This is a genomic window from bacterium, from assembly GCA_024224155.1.
Classification (GTDB): domain Bacteria; phylum Acidobacteriota; class Thermoanaerobaculia; order Multivoradales; family JAHEKO01; genus CALZIK01.
In genome coordinates this window covers 1-16006 of the sequence record JAAENP010000004.1, presented here as the reverse complement: position 1 = coordinate 16006, position 16006 = coordinate 1, and the positions used below count along the sequence as shown (strand labels likewise).

15 protein-coding genes and 1 tRNA gene are annotated in these 16006 nt (G+C 63.8%); 15 read left to right on the top strand and 1 reads right to left on the bottom strand.

What is annotated here, in order from left to right:
• Nucleotides 1-8 precede the first annotated feature (8 nt).
• The 14 genes from accB (at nucleotide 9) to GY769_00045 (ending at nucleotide 14227) form a co-directional block, all read left to right on the top strand.
• Nucleotides 9-476, top strand: a complete 468-nt coding sequence (gene accB, locus GY769_00110) for an acetyl-CoA carboxylase biotin carboxyl carrier protein (protein MCP4200321.1) — start codon at nucleotides 9-11, stop codon at nucleotides 474-476.
• A 15-nt stretch (nucleotides 477-491) separates the two neighbouring features.
• Nucleotides 492-1856 carry an acetyl-CoA carboxylase biotin carboxylase subunit gene (gene accC, locus GY769_00105; protein ID MCP4200320.1) on the top strand — a complete coding sequence of 455 codons (1365 nt, stop codon included), beginning with the start codon at nucleotides 492-494 and terminating at the stop codon, nucleotides 1854-1856.
• 4 nt (nucleotides 1857-1860) lie between these two features.
• A complete protein-coding gene (gene thiE, locus GY769_00100; protein MCP4200319.1) occupies nucleotides 1861-2523 on the top strand; it encodes a thiamine phosphate synthase in 663 nt (220 codons plus the stop codon).
• Between the two features lie 47 nt (nucleotides 2524-2570).
• Entirely contained in the window at nucleotides 2571-3962 is a 1392-nt protein-coding gene (locus GY769_00095) for a sodium-dependent transporter (protein ID MCP4200318.1), read from the top strand.
• Between the two features lie 220 nt (nucleotides 3963-4182).
• Complete coding sequence (locus GY769_00090) at nucleotides 4183-4665, top strand: shikimate kinase (protein ID MCP4200317.1); 483 nt, start codon at nucleotides 4183-4185, stop codon at nucleotides 4663-4665.
• A complete protein-coding gene (locus GY769_00085) occupies nucleotides 4662-5405 on the top strand; it encodes a metallophosphoesterase family protein (protein MCP4200316.1) in 744 nt (247 codons plus the stop codon). Before GY769_00090 ends, GY769_00085 begins: the two co-directional genes overlap by 4 nt.
• A gap of 3 nt (nucleotides 5406-5408) precedes the next feature.
• Entirely contained in the window at nucleotides 5409-7475 is a 2067-nt protein-coding gene (locus GY769_00080; GenBank protein ID MCP4200315.1) for a hypothetical protein, read from the top strand.
• A 36-nt stretch (nucleotides 7476-7511) separates the two neighbouring features.
• Nucleotides 7512-8087: a thioredoxin family protein gene (locus GY769_00075; protein MCP4200314.1), complete on the top strand. Its 576-nt coding sequence runs from the start codon at nucleotides 7512-7514 to the stop codon at nucleotides 8085-8087.
• A gap of 35 nt (nucleotides 8088-8122) precedes the next feature.
• The gene (locus tag GY769_00070) at nucleotides 8123-8281 is read left to right on the top strand and encodes a hypothetical protein (protein ID MCP4200313.1); all 159 of its coding nucleotides are present in this window, start codon (nucleotides 8123-8125) and stop codon (nucleotides 8279-8281) included.
• 63 nt (nucleotides 8282-8344) lie between these two features.
• On the top strand, nucleotides 8345-8932 hold the full coding sequence (locus GY769_00065; GenBank protein ID MCP4200312.1) for a sigma-70 family RNA polymerase sigma factor: 588 nt from the start codon (nucleotides 8345-8347) through the stop codon (nucleotides 8930-8932).
• A 24-nt stretch (nucleotides 8933-8956) separates the two neighbouring features.
• Complete coding sequence (locus GY769_00060) at nucleotides 8957-9562, top strand: hypothetical protein (protein ID MCP4200311.1); 606 nt, start codon at nucleotides 8957-8959, stop codon at nucleotides 9560-9562.
• A gap of 69 nt (nucleotides 9563-9631) precedes the next feature.
• Nucleotides 9632-10537 carry a hypothetical protein gene (locus GY769_00055; GenBank protein ID MCP4200310.1) on the top strand — a complete coding sequence of 302 codons (906 nt, stop codon included), beginning with the start codon at nucleotides 9632-9634 and terminating at the stop codon, nucleotides 10535-10537.
• A 121-nt stretch (nucleotides 10538-10658) separates the two neighbouring features.
• Entirely contained in the window at nucleotides 10659-12506 is a 1848-nt protein-coding gene (locus tag GY769_00050; GenBank protein MCP4200309.1) for a tetratricopeptide repeat protein, read from the top strand.
• A gap of 2 nt (nucleotides 12507-12508) precedes the next feature.
• Entirely contained in the window at nucleotides 12509-14227 is a 1719-nt protein-coding gene (locus tag GY769_00045; GenBank protein ID MCP4200308.1) for a proline--tRNA ligase, read from the top strand.
• A 4-nt stretch (nucleotides 14228-14231) separates the two neighbouring features.
• Here GY769_00045 and GY769_00040 read toward each other — a convergent pair whose 3' ends face one another.
• Nucleotides 14232-15590, bottom strand: coding sequence for an HlyC/CorC family transporter (locus GY769_00040; protein MCP4200307.1), 1359 nt, complete (start codon nucleotides 15588-15590; stop codon nucleotides 14232-14234).
• Between the two features lie 265 nt (nucleotides 15591-15855).
• On the opposite strand from GY769_00040, the gene GY769_00035 reads away from it, so the two are divergent.
• Nucleotides 15856-15932 (top strand) — tRNA-Val (locus tag GY769_00035).
• Nucleotides 15933-16006: the final 74 nt, after the last annotated feature.

The following is a 16006-nucleotide window of genomic DNA, read 5'->3' as shown; positions in this document are numbered from 1 at the left end:
GGCACCAATTGACGTTCGAGCAAATCAAGGCATTAATCGACATTGTCTGCCAGAAGGGACTGCATGAGCTCGAGGTGGAGCGATCAGACTTTCGGGTCAAGATCGTCGGTCGTCCGGCCGGTGCTCCGCTATCGGTGACGGCGGCCGCACCACAGCTTCAGGCGACACCCGTGCCCGCCGCGGCGAGCGAAGCCGTCGCTCCGGTGGCGGCGACAGGGGTGGAAGAGCCATCGGGCCATCGCATCACCTCGCCGATCGTGGGGACGTTCTACGAGGCCCCGAGCCCGGAATCCGATCCTTACGTTCGAGTCGGCGATCGAGTCAAGGTGGGTCAGGTGCTCTGTATCGTGGAAGCCATGAAGTTGATGAACGAGATCGAGTCCGACGTCGACGGTGAGATTCTGGAGATCTTTCCCTCGAACGCGCAACCGGTCGAGTTCGGAGAGCCACTCTTCGTGATTCGCGTGAGTTCGTGATTCCCGGCTGGCTGAATGTTCAAGAAAATACTGATCGCCAATCGGGGCGAGATCGCGCTTCGGATCATTCAAGCCTGTCGCGAGCTGGGCATTCGCACGGTGGCGGTGTTCAGCACCGCCGACCGCGACAGTCTGCACGTTACCTATGCCGATGAGGATGTCTGCATCGGCCCCGCAGCGTCGACACAGAGCTATCTGAATATCTCGGCTATTATCTCGGCCGCCGAGATCACGGGCGCGGAGGCGGTGCATCCGGGCTACGGGTTTCTGGCCGAGAACGCGAGCTTTGCCGACGCCCTTCGCGAATGCAATATCAAGTGGATCGGTCCGAGCCCGGACAGCATTCGCTTGATGGGCGATAAGTCCCGAGCCAGAAAGACGGCCCTCGAAGCCAATATCCCGGTACTCCCGGGCAGCCAAGAGCCCCTGTCGACTGCCGCCGAGGCCCGTGCGGTTGCTTCCCGGGTCGGGTATCCGGTGATTCTCAAGGCTTCCGCCGGTGGCGGCGGACGTGGCATGCGGATCGTGCAGGGACCGGAAGAGCTCGAGCAGCAGCTTCAAACCGCGAGCGAGGAAGCCGCGGTCTCCTTCGGAGACGGCTCGATCTACCTCGAGAAGTACCTCCTGGAGCCCCGGCACATCGAATTCCAGGTTCTGGGAGATCGTTATGGCAATGCCGTCGAGCTTGGCGAGCGCGAATGCTCGATCCAGAGGCGTCACCAGAAGCTTCTCGAGGAAGCTCCGTCCCCGGCGCTGACACCCGAGCTGCGGCTTAGCATGGCGGAGGCCGCGGTGCGGCTGGCTCGGCACGTCGGCTACGAGAACGCGGGCACCATCGAGTTCTTGCTCGACCGCACCGGAAGTTTCTATTTCATGGAGATGAACACGCGGATCCAGGTCGAGCATCCCGTGACCGAGATGGTTACTGGCGTCGATCTGGTCAAAGAACAGTTGCGGCTGGCTTGGGGCGAGAAGCTGCGTATCCCGAGCGGCCTGCAGGCCCGCGGTCACGCGATCGAGTGCCGGATCAACGCCGAGCATCCCGAGACGTTCAGACCGTCGCCGGGCGTGGTGACGACCTTCCATCCACCCGGTGGCCCTGGGGTTCGGGTCGATACCCATGTCTATGAGGACTATGTGATTCCGCCGTTCTATGACTCCCTGGTGGCGAAGCTGATCGTGCACGGCACCGATCGGCACGAGGCCATCCGACGCATGGAACGGGCTCTCGAGTTCTTCGTCATCGAGGGCGTAGACACGAGTATCCCTCTACACCGCGAGATTCTCCGAGACGACCGCTTCCGGAGGGGCGATGTTTCGACGCGCTTCATGGAGCGTTTTCGCCCGCAGAGACCCAAGCCGACGGGGGTGGGGGCATAGGGGCTTGCTGAAAGACCCCGGCGCGGTGGCAGCCGCAGGTCGTCGGATTCCGAGGATCTACGCGCTCGCGGACCAGGAAAGCCTGGGCGGGCTAACCTTGGTCGAAGCCGTGAAGAGCATGACCGGCGAAGGCGTGCGCTGGATCCAGATTCGAGCCAAGCGTTCTTTCGACGACGAGCTCGCCGCAGATCTGGAAGGGTGCTGCCGTGCAGTCGAAGGTTCCGAGGTGGAGCTCTGGGTCAACGACCGACCCGATCTGGCTCGGCTCTTTCCGGTTCACGGCGTCCACCTCGGCCAGGACGACCTCGAGCCAGAGGCCGCGCGCCGGGTTGTGGGTCCGGAGAGGATGATCGGGCGGTCGACCCACAACGAGGACCAGGTCAGCGAGGCGGACGCCGACGGCGCGGTCGACGTCATTGCCATCGGCCCGGTCTTCAGCACCACCGGAAAACGGGACCCGGAGAATGTCGTAGGTCTCGAAGGCGTCCGTCGGGCGCGGCACCTGACCCGTAAACCGCTCGTGGCGATCGGGGGAATCAACGAGCACCGCCTTGGCGACGTGCTGGCAGCCGGAGCCGACTCGGTGGCGATGCTCGGAGCGGTCTGTCGTGGAGATATCGGCGCCAACTGCCGCCGACTCGTGGCACTTGCCGAGGGAAGCAGTTGAGCCAGACGTTCGCCACCCGCTGGGGCCTCATTCTGGCGACCCTGGGCATGGCCGTGGGGACCGGCAACATCTGGCGGTTTCCAAGGATCGTCGCGACCAACGGTGGCGGCAGCTTCCTGGTCGCCTGGTTGGTGTTTCTTCTTGTCTGGTCGATTCCGCTCATGATCGTCGAGTTTGCCTTCGGCAAGAAGGGACGAATGGGCACCGTCGGCGCCTTTCGCCTGTTCGCCGGCGAGCGCGCCGGCTGGATGGGAGGCTGGGTAGCGCTTTGCGCGGCGGCCATCGCTTTCTACTACTCGGTAGTCGCGGGGTGGTGCATTCGGTACTTCTTCGCGTCACTCGTCGGGGAGCTCGGTAGCGCCGATCCTCAGGCGTTCTGGCAGTCCTACGCCGGCACCGGCCAGTCGTTCGTCACCCACGCTCTGGCTCTGGCGCTTGCCGTCGCCGTGGTCTGGTTCGGGGTGCGCGGAATCGAGCGGGTGGCGAAGGTGCTGATTCCCATGCTGGTTCTTCTGGTCGTCATTCTGGCCGTCAGGGCGGTCACTCTGCCCGGCGCCGTCGCCGGCCTCGAGTTCCTGTTCAAACCCGATTGGAGCGCGCTCGGAGACGTCAACATCTGGCTCCAGGCCCTGACCCAGAACGCTTGGGATACCGGCGCTGGCTGGGGCTTGATCCTCACCTACGCCATCTATATGCGGGCGCGCGAAGACGTTCCGTTGAACGCTTTCCTGATCGGTTTCGGCAACAACTCCATGTCGCTCTTGGCGGGGATCATGGTCCTGTGTACGGTCTTCGCGCTCAACCCCGGCGCCCGGGATGAGATCGTCGGAGCGGGGAATGAGGGCCTGACCTTCATCTGGATGCCGCAGCTCTTCGGGCAGATGCCCGCCGGTGGATTGTTCATGGTTCTGTTCTTCCTGGCGCTTTCGTTTGCGGCACTCACGAGCCTGATCTCCATGATCGAGCTGATCACGAGGGTCTTTATCGACGCCGGTTTCACTCGCCGCAAGGCCCTGGTCATCGTCGGCCTGATGGCGCTCTGGTTCGGAGCCCCTTCGGCCCTGTCACTCGACTTTCTCCACAATCAGGACTGGGTGTGGGGAGTCGGCCTCATGGTGTCGGGGTTTCTCTTTGCCTTCGCGGCACGCAGGTTCGGCGTCGAGAAGCTGCGAACCGAGGTCGTCAACGCCGAGGGTTGCGACCTGCGCATCGGTCGTTGGTGGAGTTTCTTGATTTCGGTCGTGGTTCCGGTGGAGGCTGTCCTCCTGATGCTCTGGTGGCTGTGGGAAGCCAAGGGCTGGGATCCCGAGGGGTGGCTGAATCCATTCGGTGCGGCGACGGTCGGCACCGTGCTGGTACAGTTCGCTGTCGCTCTGGTGGGACTGATTCTGCTGGACCGTTGGCTGGTTGCCCGACGGGTCGAGGCGCAAAGGTCGTAGGCCGGGATATGAGTGGAACCGCGCTACTCTTCATGATCGCTGTCTGTGGCGCCGTATGGGGCGGTTTCGCGCTCCTGCTGGTCCGGGCCATTCGAAGGGAAGGTCGGAAGTCATAGAGCACGAGCCGAGCGGCCCGCAAGGGCACCCAGCAAGCGACCATGTCTGCAAGGTCTACCTGGTCGGTTTCATGGGCGCCGGCAAGACGGCGGTCGGATCGTGTTTGGCGAAGCTGATGAACAGGGAGTTTGTGGATCTGGATCGTACGGTCAAAACCGAGGCGAAGATGGCGATCGCCGACATCTTTTCGGAGCGAGGCGAGGAGGCCTTTCGAAGCCTCGAGACCGCGGCCCTCGGCTCGGTCGCGGGTCGCGAGCAAGATCTGGTGGTCGCGACCGGTGGCGGCACCGCGACCCGAGTTGCGAACGTTGAGCTCATGCGCTCGACGGGCACCAGCGTCTGGCTCGATGCGCCCTTTGAAGAGATTCTGAACAGACTGGATGGGATCGGCAGGACCCAGCGCCCACTCTTCGGTTCGGTGGCAGAGGCTCGACGGTTGTACGAGGCTCGGCGTGACGCCTATGCCGCTGCCGATCTGAGAATCGACGTCGCGGCGGACGCGAGTCCGGAGGAGACCGCGAAACGCCTCCAACGGATTCTCTCGGCGGGCGAGCCCGCGAACCGGTTCCAGACGGGTCGCAAATGAACTACCTGATTCTCACCGACATCCACGGCAACGCGGAAGCTCTCGAAGCCGTCTTGGAGGACAGCGCGGACCAATCGATCGAATCGGTTCTGGTGCTCGGTGATCTGGTTGGCTACGGCGCGGAGCCCAACGAGGTGATCGAACGACTTCTCGGCCTCCCGCAGCCGACGGTGATCATTCGCGGCAATCACGACAGAGTCGTCGCGATGCCGCTTCATGACACCCACTTCAACGTCGTGGCTCGCCTGGCGGTGCGTTGGACGACAGACCAGCTGACCGAGAAGAACCTCGAGTACCTCAGAGAGCTACCGCGCGGACCGATGGAGATTGCCCCCGGCTTGTTCATCTGTCACGGCTCGCCGCTGGACGAGGACGAGTATGTGATCAGCCTCGAGGACGCCGCGGTCATCTTCGCCGCGCATCGCGGCCTGCTCACGTTTTTCGGGCATACCCATATCCCCAGCTGCTTTTCGGCCGAGGAAGGGCGACTTGCGTCACTTGCCCTCGAAGGCGACGGTGTGACGATTCAGCTCGAGCCGGGTACGCGCTACCTGGCGAATCCAGGCTCCGTCGGGCAGCCGCGCGATCGAGACCCACGGACCGCGTACTTCATCTACGATTCGGTGAGCGAGCAGATTCACTGGCGTCGCTGTGACTACGCCATCGAGGATGCGCAACGGCGGATTCTGAAGGCTGGGCTGCCCGAGGTTCTGGCTCATCGGCTGGCGATCGGGATCTAGCGATTGACGCCGGCAACGAGAGCCCTGCACTTGGTTCTGGCCGGCTGGTTGGCGGTGGCCTGCACGACCCCCGCCGTGAGAGACCAGGGGCCGCTCGGAGCACCGGCCACCGAGGAGGTGCTCGACGAGCTCGAGGGCCCGGCATTGCTCATGCTGATGGCGGATCAGCTGTTCTTTGAGCCGTTCGCCGTTCGCACGATCTTTCGCCAGCACCCGGAGCTTCACGAGCGGCTGGCGATCGCGTTGGGGCGCGTGGGAGACAGCCGTGGGCTTCCCTATCTGGAGTCTCTTCTCGTGGATCCGGTTGTCGAAGTCAGAAGGGCCGCGGCGTTCGGTCTCGGTCAGCTGGGCGATCGGAGCGCCTATCCCGCGCTCTTGGGCGCGCTGGGAGATCGCGACCGCGAGGTCGGGCGGCTGGCCGCCGAGGCCCTGGCTCGGATCGGCGTGCCCTTGACGAGGATCGAGGCGGCGCTGGGGGTCTTGCCCGAGGCCGAGAGACGACAGCGGCTGTTTCCGGTCCTTTTCCGCCTCAAACCGGAGGAGATCCATGGCGTCGAAGCCGGTCCTGCGGGCGAGTCGCACACCGGCGAGGATCTCGAAACCGGGCTCGCTCCGGAGCTCTATCGCTGGCTGCTCTACGCACTGGCGCGCAGCGGCGACGTCAGGGGACTGCCGCGCTTGCGCTCGGCCCTCGACAGCTCGGATCCATGGGTGCGCGGATGGGCTGCACGAGGTCTGGGACGCCTGGGCGATCGCTCCGATCTCGGGCGGCTCCGCGCTCTTCTGGCGAGCGAGGACCAGGGAGTGGTGGTGCAGGCTCTGCGCGCCGCAAGTAGCTTGATCGATGCCGGGAAGGCGGCGCCGCCGGAGGCCTGGCTCGCCGACCTCGAAGAGTTGATCGGAGACGAGCGCACTTGGATTCGGCTTGCGGCTCTGGAGAGCGCTGGTAGCTGGACGCCGGGCAACGGCCTCGGCGCGCGGCTGCGAGAGCTGGCATCCGGTGAGCGCGGGCGATCCGCCGAGTTGGCGCTCCTCTCTCTGGCTCGCTACGGAGATGTCGAGTCCGAGCAGTTGATTCTGCGCGCCGCGGAGTCGAGATGGCCATCGATGCGCCGAGTGGCGGCTCGCGCGGCGTCGATTGCCGGCTTGAATGGGGTGGTCGATCGCTTGAGGCGCGACCCGGTACCGGCCGTCCGAATGGCCGGATGGACGGTGATTTTCGACGCTGCGCGCCCGGGCGACCGCAGAGTCGAGGTGACGGCACGCGAAGCACTACTCGACCCCGATCCCGGGATTCGCGCGCTGGCGCTCGAGTGGCTTGCCTCCAACCCGGTCGCACCCCTCGACGAGCTCATGTTGGCGGTGACCACGAAAGCCAAAAACCGAATGCCGGATCTCCAGGTCAATGGCGCGGCGGCGCTGGCGGCTCGAGCGGCCGCGGAGCCGCTCGAGCGCGGCGCGAGCGTAGCGGCTTTGGAGCGGCTGGCGGAGAGCTCGGACTACCTCGTGCGTCGGGCGGCCGGCGACGCCCTGGTCTCGCTCGACCGCGAGCGACCGCCTCTGGGCGCGATTTCATCGACCAGGTCGATCCAGGACTACCGAAACATGATCCGCACAATGAACGGAGACCGGTTTGTCCGGTTGGTGACCGAGCGGGGAGAGATCATCATCCAGCTCGATCCGCGGGCGGCGCCTCTGACCTGCATCAGCTTCATCCAGCTGGCGGAGGCCGGTTTCTATGACGGTCTCGAGTTTCACCGGGTCATCCCCGATTTCGTTGCCCAGGGAGGCGACCCCCGGGGGGACGGTTGGGGAGGCCCCGGATTCTCACTGCGAGACGAGAACAGCACGATCCCGTTCGAGCGCGGAGTGATCGGCATGGCCCGCTCCGGAACCCACACCGCCGGAAGCCAGTTCTTCTTGACGATGAGCTCGCAACCGCATCTGAACGGCAGTTATACGGCTTTCGGACGCGTCGTGGCCGGTGAGCAATGGCTGAACACGATAGAGCAGGGAGACACGATCCTGAGAGTCCGCGAGCTGGCTCGTGACGCCGGACCCCTACGGTAGACTCGCGGCGTGAATTGGGGCGTCGAAGAACCTCGCATGGGTGAGTTTGCGCCGGTTGTAGCCGGCGCTGTAGTCGCTGGTCTCTTGCTCGGCGCGTGCGCTTCCGGTGGCAAGACCAGCCGGTCCGAGAGCCCGGAGCCGGAGCCCATTGTCGGCCCCACGACGCAGGCCGAGATTCTGGCCGAGATGCCGGAGTGGGTCGGTGACCTGGTGCGGGCGGAGCCTGATGAGGTCTGGTCCCGGCGGTTGGCTGAGCCGGTCGACGACGCCGAGGTCGTCGTCTTCTTCGGGACCTGGTGCTCGGACAGTCGCCGCGAGCTGACCCGGCTCTGGCGGGCGGTGGAAATGGCTGGCGGAGATCTCGGGTTTCCGATCCGATATGTCGGCGTGGACCGAACCAAGAGCGAGCCCGAAGACCTTCTCGAGGGTAAGGAGATCCTCTATGTCCCGACGCTGATCGTAGTCAAGAGCGGAATCGAGTCGGGGCGAATCGTGGAAAGCGCCCCGGAGGCCATCGAGAAGGATCTCGTGGCACTCCTCACCGGCGAGGCGGACGGATGGCTGTCGGGCCGCGACGACCTCGATGGCTCCGGTGCCGCCGCCACGCCATGACGCAGAGCGACCCGACCTCCATCACCGATTGCTAGATGCGCACGCTCGGCTGGCTGCTTCAGTTCTTCGCCCTGGTGGTCGTCGGCACGGCGCTACTGGTGGGGCTCTTCTACGAAGCACTGCGCGCCGAAATCGGGCTGTTGGCCATGGGAGGGCTGATGTTTCTGGTGGGCAGGAAGCTCAATAAAGGCTAGCCGCGGGCGGGCCGACACAACTTCCGTAATCTGCAACCTTTCCCGAGAGGCGTCGTAACACTTATGACAAAGGAGCCGCCGGAAGACTCGGACGCGGAGATCATCGCGGCGGTCCTGAAAGGCGACAAGGAGCAGTTCGGTGAGATCGTCAAGCGCTACCAGGGAAGGTTGGTCAACTTTCTCTATCGCCTTCTTTACGACCAGGCCGAGGCCCACGACCTGGCTCAGGAGGTCTTTTTCAAGACCTTTCAGGCTCTTGATCGGTACGACTCGCGGTACAAATTCTCTACTTGGCTCTTTCGGGTCGGACAGAATGCCGCGATCGATCGGCTGCGCAAGCGACGCCTCAAGCTGGTGTCGATGGACCGGCCGTCAAAGAACCAGGACACCGACTCGACCTGGGAGTTCCCGTCCGAGGAGCGCGGGCCCTACGGCGAGCTGCGAAATCAAGAGCGTGGCGACGCGATCACCGAGGCCATCAAGGCTCTGCCGTGGGAGTATCGGGAGTTGATCGTGATGCGGCACTACGGTGAGCTGTCCTACGCCGAGATTGCGGAGTTGAAGGAGCTGCCTCTGGGAACCGTCAAGAACAAGCTCTTTAGAGCCCGGCAGATCCTCAAGGAGAGCCTGGCGGACTATCTCGTCGACTAACGAGAGACTGGGTGCACCGAACCGATGCGAAACCGTCAACAGAAGCAACACTCCGAATACCTCGAGCTCGCCTACCTCGAGCTTGATGGAGGCCTGACGCGAAGCGAGGCGCGGGAGCTGGAGGAGCACGCGTCTCGCTGTCCGGAGTGCCGGACAGTACGCGAAGAGATGATCTCTCTGGATTCCCTGCTCGACGAAGCCAAGATCGAAGCCGATCCGGACCTCGCCCGACGGGTGCTGGAGAACATGCCGCCGGCACCGTGGGAAATGCGCCGACCCGCCAGCTGGCGCGTCGCGGCGGTGGTCTTCGTCGCTCTGCTCGCGACGGCCTACGCCCTCACATTCCAGGGCGAGCCCCTGGGGGAAGCGCTACCGTGGATCGGCACCTTGGCCGCGATGGCGGAGCTCTTTCGTTCGGCCGCGTTGGCCGGCGCCGGTCTCCTGGCGGCGTCCTGGTCCGGAATCGGACTGGCCCTTGGTGAGCTTCTGTCGCGCTCGCGAGTGGGGTTCGCTGCCTTCGGAGTCTTCGTGCTCGGCGTCGACTACCTTTTCCTGCGCTACCTTTGGCACCTGTCTCGTCGCCAAGCAGTGGCCAGGGGCGACTCCTCGGAGCGGCGCGGCCGATCCTGACGCGACAGGTCGTCTCGGGCCGACCGCCGGTGGCGGAATCAGGCCAGGTTCCGAGTTAGACTTGGTTCAATGAAGAGACTGACAGCCGTCGGTTTTCTGGTGCTGTTTCTACAGGCTGGACTGTTACCGGCTCAGGAGTCCGCTTTGGTGGTCGAGAAGGGGAGCCTGGCTCGCCGGCAGCTGGTTGCGGTCGGCCGCGATCTCGTGATCGACGGCGACGCCCTCGACGATGTCGCGGCGGTCAATGGCTCGGTTCGGGTCAACGGCACGGCCCGAGGTGACGTCATTGTGCTCGGAGGTGACGTTACGGTTGCCGATCAGGCGCGGGTCGATGGCGATATCTTTGTTCTCGGCGGCCGGTTGACGGCGGAAGCGGGCTCGATCATCGGCGGGCGCTCGGTATCGTATCCGTCCGTTAGCGGCGCCTGGCTGGTTCTCCTCGAAGGCCCCAGCCTCGGGTTGTCGGCGTTTTCGAGAGTGATTCTGGGGGCCAAACTGGCGCTGCTCGCCGCCTGGCTCCTATGGGCGGTTTTGATCATGGCTTCGAGTGGCCGAGAGGTTCTGAGTGCGTCTTCCGCGGTGGCTGCCGAGCCTCTGCGAATGTTTCTCATCGGACTGGGCACCGTCTTGACCTTGTTTCTCACAGCGCTGTTCTTCAGCGCGCTGGCCTCGTCGATCATGGGGGTCCCACTCCTGTTCCTGGTTGTGATGTCGATGCTGTTGTTCAAGCTCTGGGGGAGTGTCGCGGTCTTCCACGCGGCGGGAGCATGGATCACGCGACGGCTGCACCGCCGCTGGAATCCGCTCAACGCGGCTATCCTCGGGCTTCTGACGTTGGGCGCGGTCAAGCTCGTGCCCTGGTTGGGCACCTGGACATGGACCGTCGTCACCCTCTTGGGCGTAGGCTGTGCGATCGGTACCAAGTTCGGGCGACGCGAGCCCTGGTTCGATCCAGCCTTGCCGGACTCGGCTTGACCCCCCAACTGCGTTGCCGTAATCTCGGCGCGTTGCTGGAGAACGGCTTCTTTCGTCGAAGACCCGACCGGGGAACCGCTTCTCGACACATTTCCCCAGCTGAAAACCCGACCGAGAGCTGATGTTCTGCCAGGCCTGTGGAGCGCTGAATCGCGAAGAAGAGGAGTACTGCGCCCGCTGTCACCAGAAGCTGCTGGTGCTTTCGGGGCAGGGTGCCGAGGTCCCCTCGGACTTCGAAGAGTCTTCACCGGAGGAGGATTTCTCCTTCGACGAGCACCTGCTCGAGCGGATTTCGATCCTCGAAGAGGCGGTCAAGCGATCGGCGGTGACGATTCGCGAGTTGATGATGGCGCTCAATAAGCAGGAGCGCAGCATCGTAGTCAACCAAACCGGCGTATCCGCGCTGCGTGAGCTTTTGGAGAAGAAGCGAATCGTCGATACGGAGGAGTGGAACGATCTCTGGCAGTCCCGCATGGACTACCAGCTGCTCGCCCTCGAAAAGCGCGAGCGCTTCGTCGAGGTCAAGGGTCGGATGGCGGCCCTTTTCACCGGTAAGCGCCGCAAGCTGTTCGTCGAGCTTCTGGACGACGCCGAGTACGCTCTCTTCGGGTTCGACGTCGATCGCGCGCTCAAGGCTCTGGAGGCCGCGTACCGGTTGGACAAGCAGAACTACGAGCTTGGTTATTTCATCGGTGAGACCTACTTCAACGACGGCGAGACCGAGCGGGCCCTGGCCTACTTCAAACAGGTCCTGACCGCCGCTCCCGACCACTATGAAGGTCTTGTCTACACCGGCGTGATCCAGCATGAGCGAGGCGACGCCGAAAGCGCCGAGACCTTGCTGCAACGCGCACTGGCACTCCATCCGGACTCGTTTCTGCCGTCCTTCAGTCTCGGGGCGGTGTTTGCCGCGCGCGGCAATCTGGCGAGCGCCGCGACGCTTCTCGAACGAGCCGTGGCTCTCGATCCGGTACCGGAGGCGCTGTTCCTACTGGGCAGTTGCTACTACGAGATGGGGAAACTGACTCGAGCGGCGCGATCGCTGGAGGAGACCGTCAGGCGGGATCCGGCTCACGAAGAGGCTCATCACCTGCTCGGTCTGGCCTATTTGGATCGAGGCTGGCACCAGAAGGCACTCGATTCCTTTCGGCGCGCTCAGAGACTCAACCCCAAGAAGCTCCGCTATGAAGATTTGATTCGTTATCTCTCTGGCCACCGGGAGTCGCCCCTGCCGGAGATCTCCGAGAAGGCGCGCGGTTGGCTCGACAAGGCCGCACAAGCGAGCGCGCGTTCGCGGCCCGATCGTGTTCTGTCCTGCTATCGCCGGGCGCTGGACGTAGAGCCCGACAATCCGACGCTGCTGATCAATTTTGCCCTGGTTTGCCTGGAGCACAAGCGCTCGAAGGACAGCGAGCTGGCGACTCGGCGTCTGCTCGAGCTCGAGCCGAACGAGATGCTCAAGGCGACCGCCTGCGCGACCCTGATCGAGGCGCTTCGGGCCGAAGGTCGCTTTCGCGAGGGCTTCAGGGTCGGAAACCGTTTGCTCGAAGAGGGTTCGTCGAGCTTTGCCCGAGCCATTGCATACTACGAAATGGCGTTCTCGCTGGCCGAGATGGAGGAAGATCTCGATGAGGCCCTGGAGCTTGCTCGCCGTTCGCTCGACTCTTCACCGGAAGAGCTGCGCCAGTTCCCGCTGGCGGCGCTCGGTTGGGTGCACTACAAGCGCGACGAGTTCGAGGAGGCTGTGGACTTCTTGACGCGATCGAGTGAGCTGGACCCGTCGGCGCCGACCTTGACCCATCTGGGAATGGCGTTACTGGCGGCGGGTGACGAGGAAGAGGCGAAGCAGGTTCTGGCGCGAGCCCGCGAGGCAGAGGGAAGGGGGATGTCGGTGCAGCAGAAGATGATGGAGTGCATGAAGGACACGAATCGCGTTCTCGAGCGGGTGCAAGAAAAAGAACGCCAATAGTCATGCGCTGGAGTCAGTTCTATCTGTTTACGACCCGCGAGGTTCCCAAGGACGCCGAAGTGGTGAGCCATCAGATGATGGTGCGCGCCGGCATGATTCGCAGGGCGGCCGCCGGGATCTATAGCTACCTGCCCCTGGGTTGGAGAAGTCTCTCCAAGCTGATGGCCATTGTTCGTCGGGAGCTCAACGCCGCTGGCAGCGTGGAGCTGACAATGCCCGCCATCCAGCCGGCCGAGCTCTGGCGGGAGTCGGGACGCTGGGTGCAGTACGGTAGAGAGCTGCTGCGGATGGACGACCGCCACGCCCGCGAGTTTTGTTTCGGGCCGACTCATGAAGAGATCATCACCGACATCGTGCGCAAAGACGTGACCAGCTATCGTCAGCTGCCGGTGAATCTCTATCAGATTCAGGTCAAGTTTCGCGACGAGATCCGGCCGCGCTTCGGTTTGATGCGGGGCCGCGAGTTCCTGATGAAGGACGCCTATTCGTTTCACACGACTCCGGCGAGCCTGGAAGAAGCCTATGAGGCCATGGGCGGTGCCTACGAGCGTATCTTTCGGGCGTGCGGGCTCGACTTCATCAGGGTCGAGGCGGATTCGGGAACGATCGGTGGTTCCGCTTCGCACGAGTTCATGGTCGTGGCCGACACCGGTGAGAGCCTGGTTCTGCGATGCGCCGAGTGCGGCTACGCCGCCAACCAGGAGAAGGCGGAGACGGCGGGTCTGGTGAGATCCCCGAAGGAAGAACCGGCCGAGGAGGCCCGTGTGGAGGAAACCCCCGGAAAAACCACGGTCGAGGAAGTCGCCGCCTTCCTTGGCGTGGAGCCCGAGCGAATCGTCAAGACGATCATCTATCGCACCGAAGAAGGTCCGGTCGCGGCGTTGGTTCGCGGAGACCGGGAAGTCAACTCGATCAAGCTCAAGAATCTACTGGACGTGCAGGAGCTGGAGCTGGCGGACGAGGCCATGGTTGAAGAGGTCAGCGGCGCGCCGGTGGGCTTCGCCGGTCCCATCGGCTTGGAGAGAGCGCGATTGGTCGCCGACAAGTCGGTCGAGGGCATCGGCAACTTCGTGTGCGGGGCAAATCAGGCCGACGCCCATTGGGTGGGCGCCAACTTTGGCAAGGACGTGCGCCTCGACGAGTTCCACGATCTGCTGCTGGTCGAGGGCGGCGACCCCTGTCCCAACTGCGATCGAGATCTCCTGATCTCTCACGGCATAGAAGTCGGGCATATTTTCAAGCTGGGCACGAAATACTCCGAGCCGATGGGTTGCACTTACCTCGACGATCAGGGCGAGAGCCATCCGATGGTCATGGGGTGCTACGGGCTGGGCATCGGACGGACCGTGGCGGCGGCCATCGAGCAGAACCACGATGACAGGGGCATCATCTGGCCCCTTCCGCTGGCCCCGTTCGAGGCACTGGTGGTGCCGCTCAACATGAACGACGATGAGGTCGTTCAGACCGCGGGAAGAATCTACGAGGCCTTGCTCGAAAAGGGGGTAGACGCCCTGCTCGACGATCGCCAGGAGCGGCCCGGTGTCAAGTTCAACGATGCCGATTTGATCGGCGTGCCGATTCGCGTCGTGGTGGGCTCCAAGTCGCTGGCCAATGACCAGTGCGAGGTTTCACTGAGACGAGACGGCGAGAAGAAGCTGGTGGCGCTGGCGAGCGCCGTGGACGCGGTTCTCGACGCGATTCTGAGCGAGTCGCCCTCCTGAAGCCTCACTTGGTTTCGCCGGCAGCCGTGGTGACGTCGGCGCGACTCACCTCGAGGGCATGGATGCGGTTGCCTCGAACCTCGGCAACTCTCAGCTCGAGCGGACCCAATCGCACCGTGTCGCCGGACTCTGGGCGGCGCCCCAGTTCGGATAGTACGACGCCGGCCACGGTGTCTTCGTCCCGCTCACTGAACTCGACGTCGAGAGCCTGTTCCAGGTCTTCGACCAGCGTCGATCCCGCGACCGCGTAGCCGCCGCCGGGAATCTCTACGATCTCGGGTGTTTCGAGATCGAACTCGTCCTGGATCTCGCCGACAATCTCCTCGATCACGTTCTCGAGGCTGACGATGCCACTCACGCCGCCGTACTCGTCGAGGACGGCGGCGAGATGGACCTTCTTGGTGCGCATGCGTCGCAGAAGACGATCGAGCGGAAAAGTCTCGGGCACGAAGAGGATCTCGCGCTGGACCTCGGTCAGGGAGCTCGGCGTCGGGACGGCCCGAAAGACGTCCTTGATGTGGATCAGGCCAAGGATGTGATCCAGGTCGCCGTCGCAGAGGGGGAATCGGGTGTGGCCGGTTCTTCTCGCGAGCTCGATGTTCTCTGCGACCGAGCGCTGGGTGGACATGTAGGCGACATCCCTGCGCGGCACCATGATCTTGCGCGCCGGCATGGCCGAGAACGTGAAGACGTTGTCCAGAATACGCCGCTTCTGGCGAGTGAGACGGTCGTTCGCCGTCGATGCCAGCAGCAGTCGGAGCTCCTCTTCGTCGTGGCTGATCTCCTCGCCGTGCAGCGGTTCGACGCCGAAGAGCCTCAAGATCCAGTTGGCCGCGTGGTTCAGAATCCAGATCGCCGGGTAGGTCGCCTTGTAGAACAGGAACAGCGGAACCGCGATCCAAAGGCCGGTAGGTTTGGGCTTTCTGATGGCGAGCGACTTGGGCGCCACCTCGCCCAGGACGATGTGAAGGACGGTGATAACCAGAAACGCGGCCCCGAGGCTCACCGAATGGACCAGCGCCGGTGTGGCGCCGGGGAGCTTGGTCACCACCGGCTCGAGCAGCCATACGAACGCCGGCTCGCCGATCCAGCCTAGCGCCAGGCTTGCCAGGGTAATGCCGAGTTGAGTCGCCGAAAGGTAAGCGTCGAGGTGGCCGAGCATGTGCTTGGCCACTTTCGCGCGGCGCTCGCCTCTGCGAACGTCCGGCGCCAGCTGGGTCGGCCTGAGCTTGACCAGCGCGAATTCGGCGGCGACGAAGAAGCCGTTGAGCAGGACCAGAAAGAGCCCGAGTGTCAGGCCCAGCCAGGGATTCAGTTCAAGCGAGCCGGGCAGCCCGCTGGCGACGAGCAAGACCGAGCTCACCGGCTACCGAGTGACCGGCTGTTCACCGTGTCTGGCGTTGGACTGGGATCAGGGGGGTCGGAGTCGGGTTCCATGCGAACGGCGGGAGCTTAGCACAGCAAATACTTGCCGGATTGCCAGCACCGGGCGCGTTGTCGGCGGCTGGGATGTTCCTACGGGCCGGCGGCCAATTGACAGTGGACGAGTGCGGTTGTAAGTTCTCCTGGCTCGGGTGGTGGTCGATGCGCGCTCGGGGCTAATGTTTCTGGCATCGACGGGGGTTCTTAGGCCCGTAGCTCAGCTGGTTAGAGCGCTACGTTGACATCGTAGAGGTCAGCGGTTCGAGTCCGCGCGGGCCTACCACTTTCAAGAAACTCGGGAACAGGTACCAGATTCGAACGTGAACGGCTTTCTGCTCCCAGGACGACTAGGCGCTT

Bases quoted from the DNA above. Each gene is read 5' to 3' on its own strand.
- accC (MCP4200320.1), top strand. From the start codon at position 492: ATGTTCAAGAAAATACTGATCGCCAATCGGGGCGAGATCGCGCTTCGG.
- GY769_00095 (MCP4200318.1), top strand. From the start codon at position 2,571: ATGGCCGTGGGGACCGGCAACATCTGGCGGTTTCCAAGGATCGTCGCG.
- GY769_00085 (MCP4200316.1), top strand. From the start codon at position 4,662: ATGAACTACCTGATTCTCACCGACATCCACGGCAACGCGGAAGCTCTC.
- GY769_00075 (MCP4200314.1), top strand. From the start codon at position 7,512: ATGGGTGAGTTTGCGCCGGTTGTAGCCGGCGCTGTAGTCGCTGGTCTC.
- GY769_00070 (MCP4200313.1), top strand. From the start codon at position 8,123: ATGCGCACGCTCGGCTGGCTGCTTCAGTTCTTCGCCCTGGTGGTCGTC.
- GY769_00065 (MCP4200312.1), top strand. From the start codon at position 8,345: ATGACAAAGGAGCCGCCGGAAGACTCGGACGCGGAGATCATCGCGGCG.
- GY769_00060 (MCP4200311.1), top strand. From the start codon at position 8,957: ATGCGAAACCGTCAACAGAAGCAACACTCCGAATACCTCGAGCTCGCC.
- GY769_00055 (MCP4200310.1), top strand. From the start codon at position 9,632: ATGAAGAGACTGACAGCCGTCGGTTTTCTGGTGCTGTTTCTACAGGCT.
- GY769_00050 (MCP4200309.1), top strand. From the start codon at position 10,659: ATGTTCTGCCAGGCCTGTGGAGCGCTGAATCGCGAAGAAGAGGAGTAC.
- GY769_00045 (MCP4200308.1), top strand. From the start codon at position 12,509: ATGCGCTGGAGTCAGTTCTATCTGTTTACGACCCGCGAGGTTCCCAAG.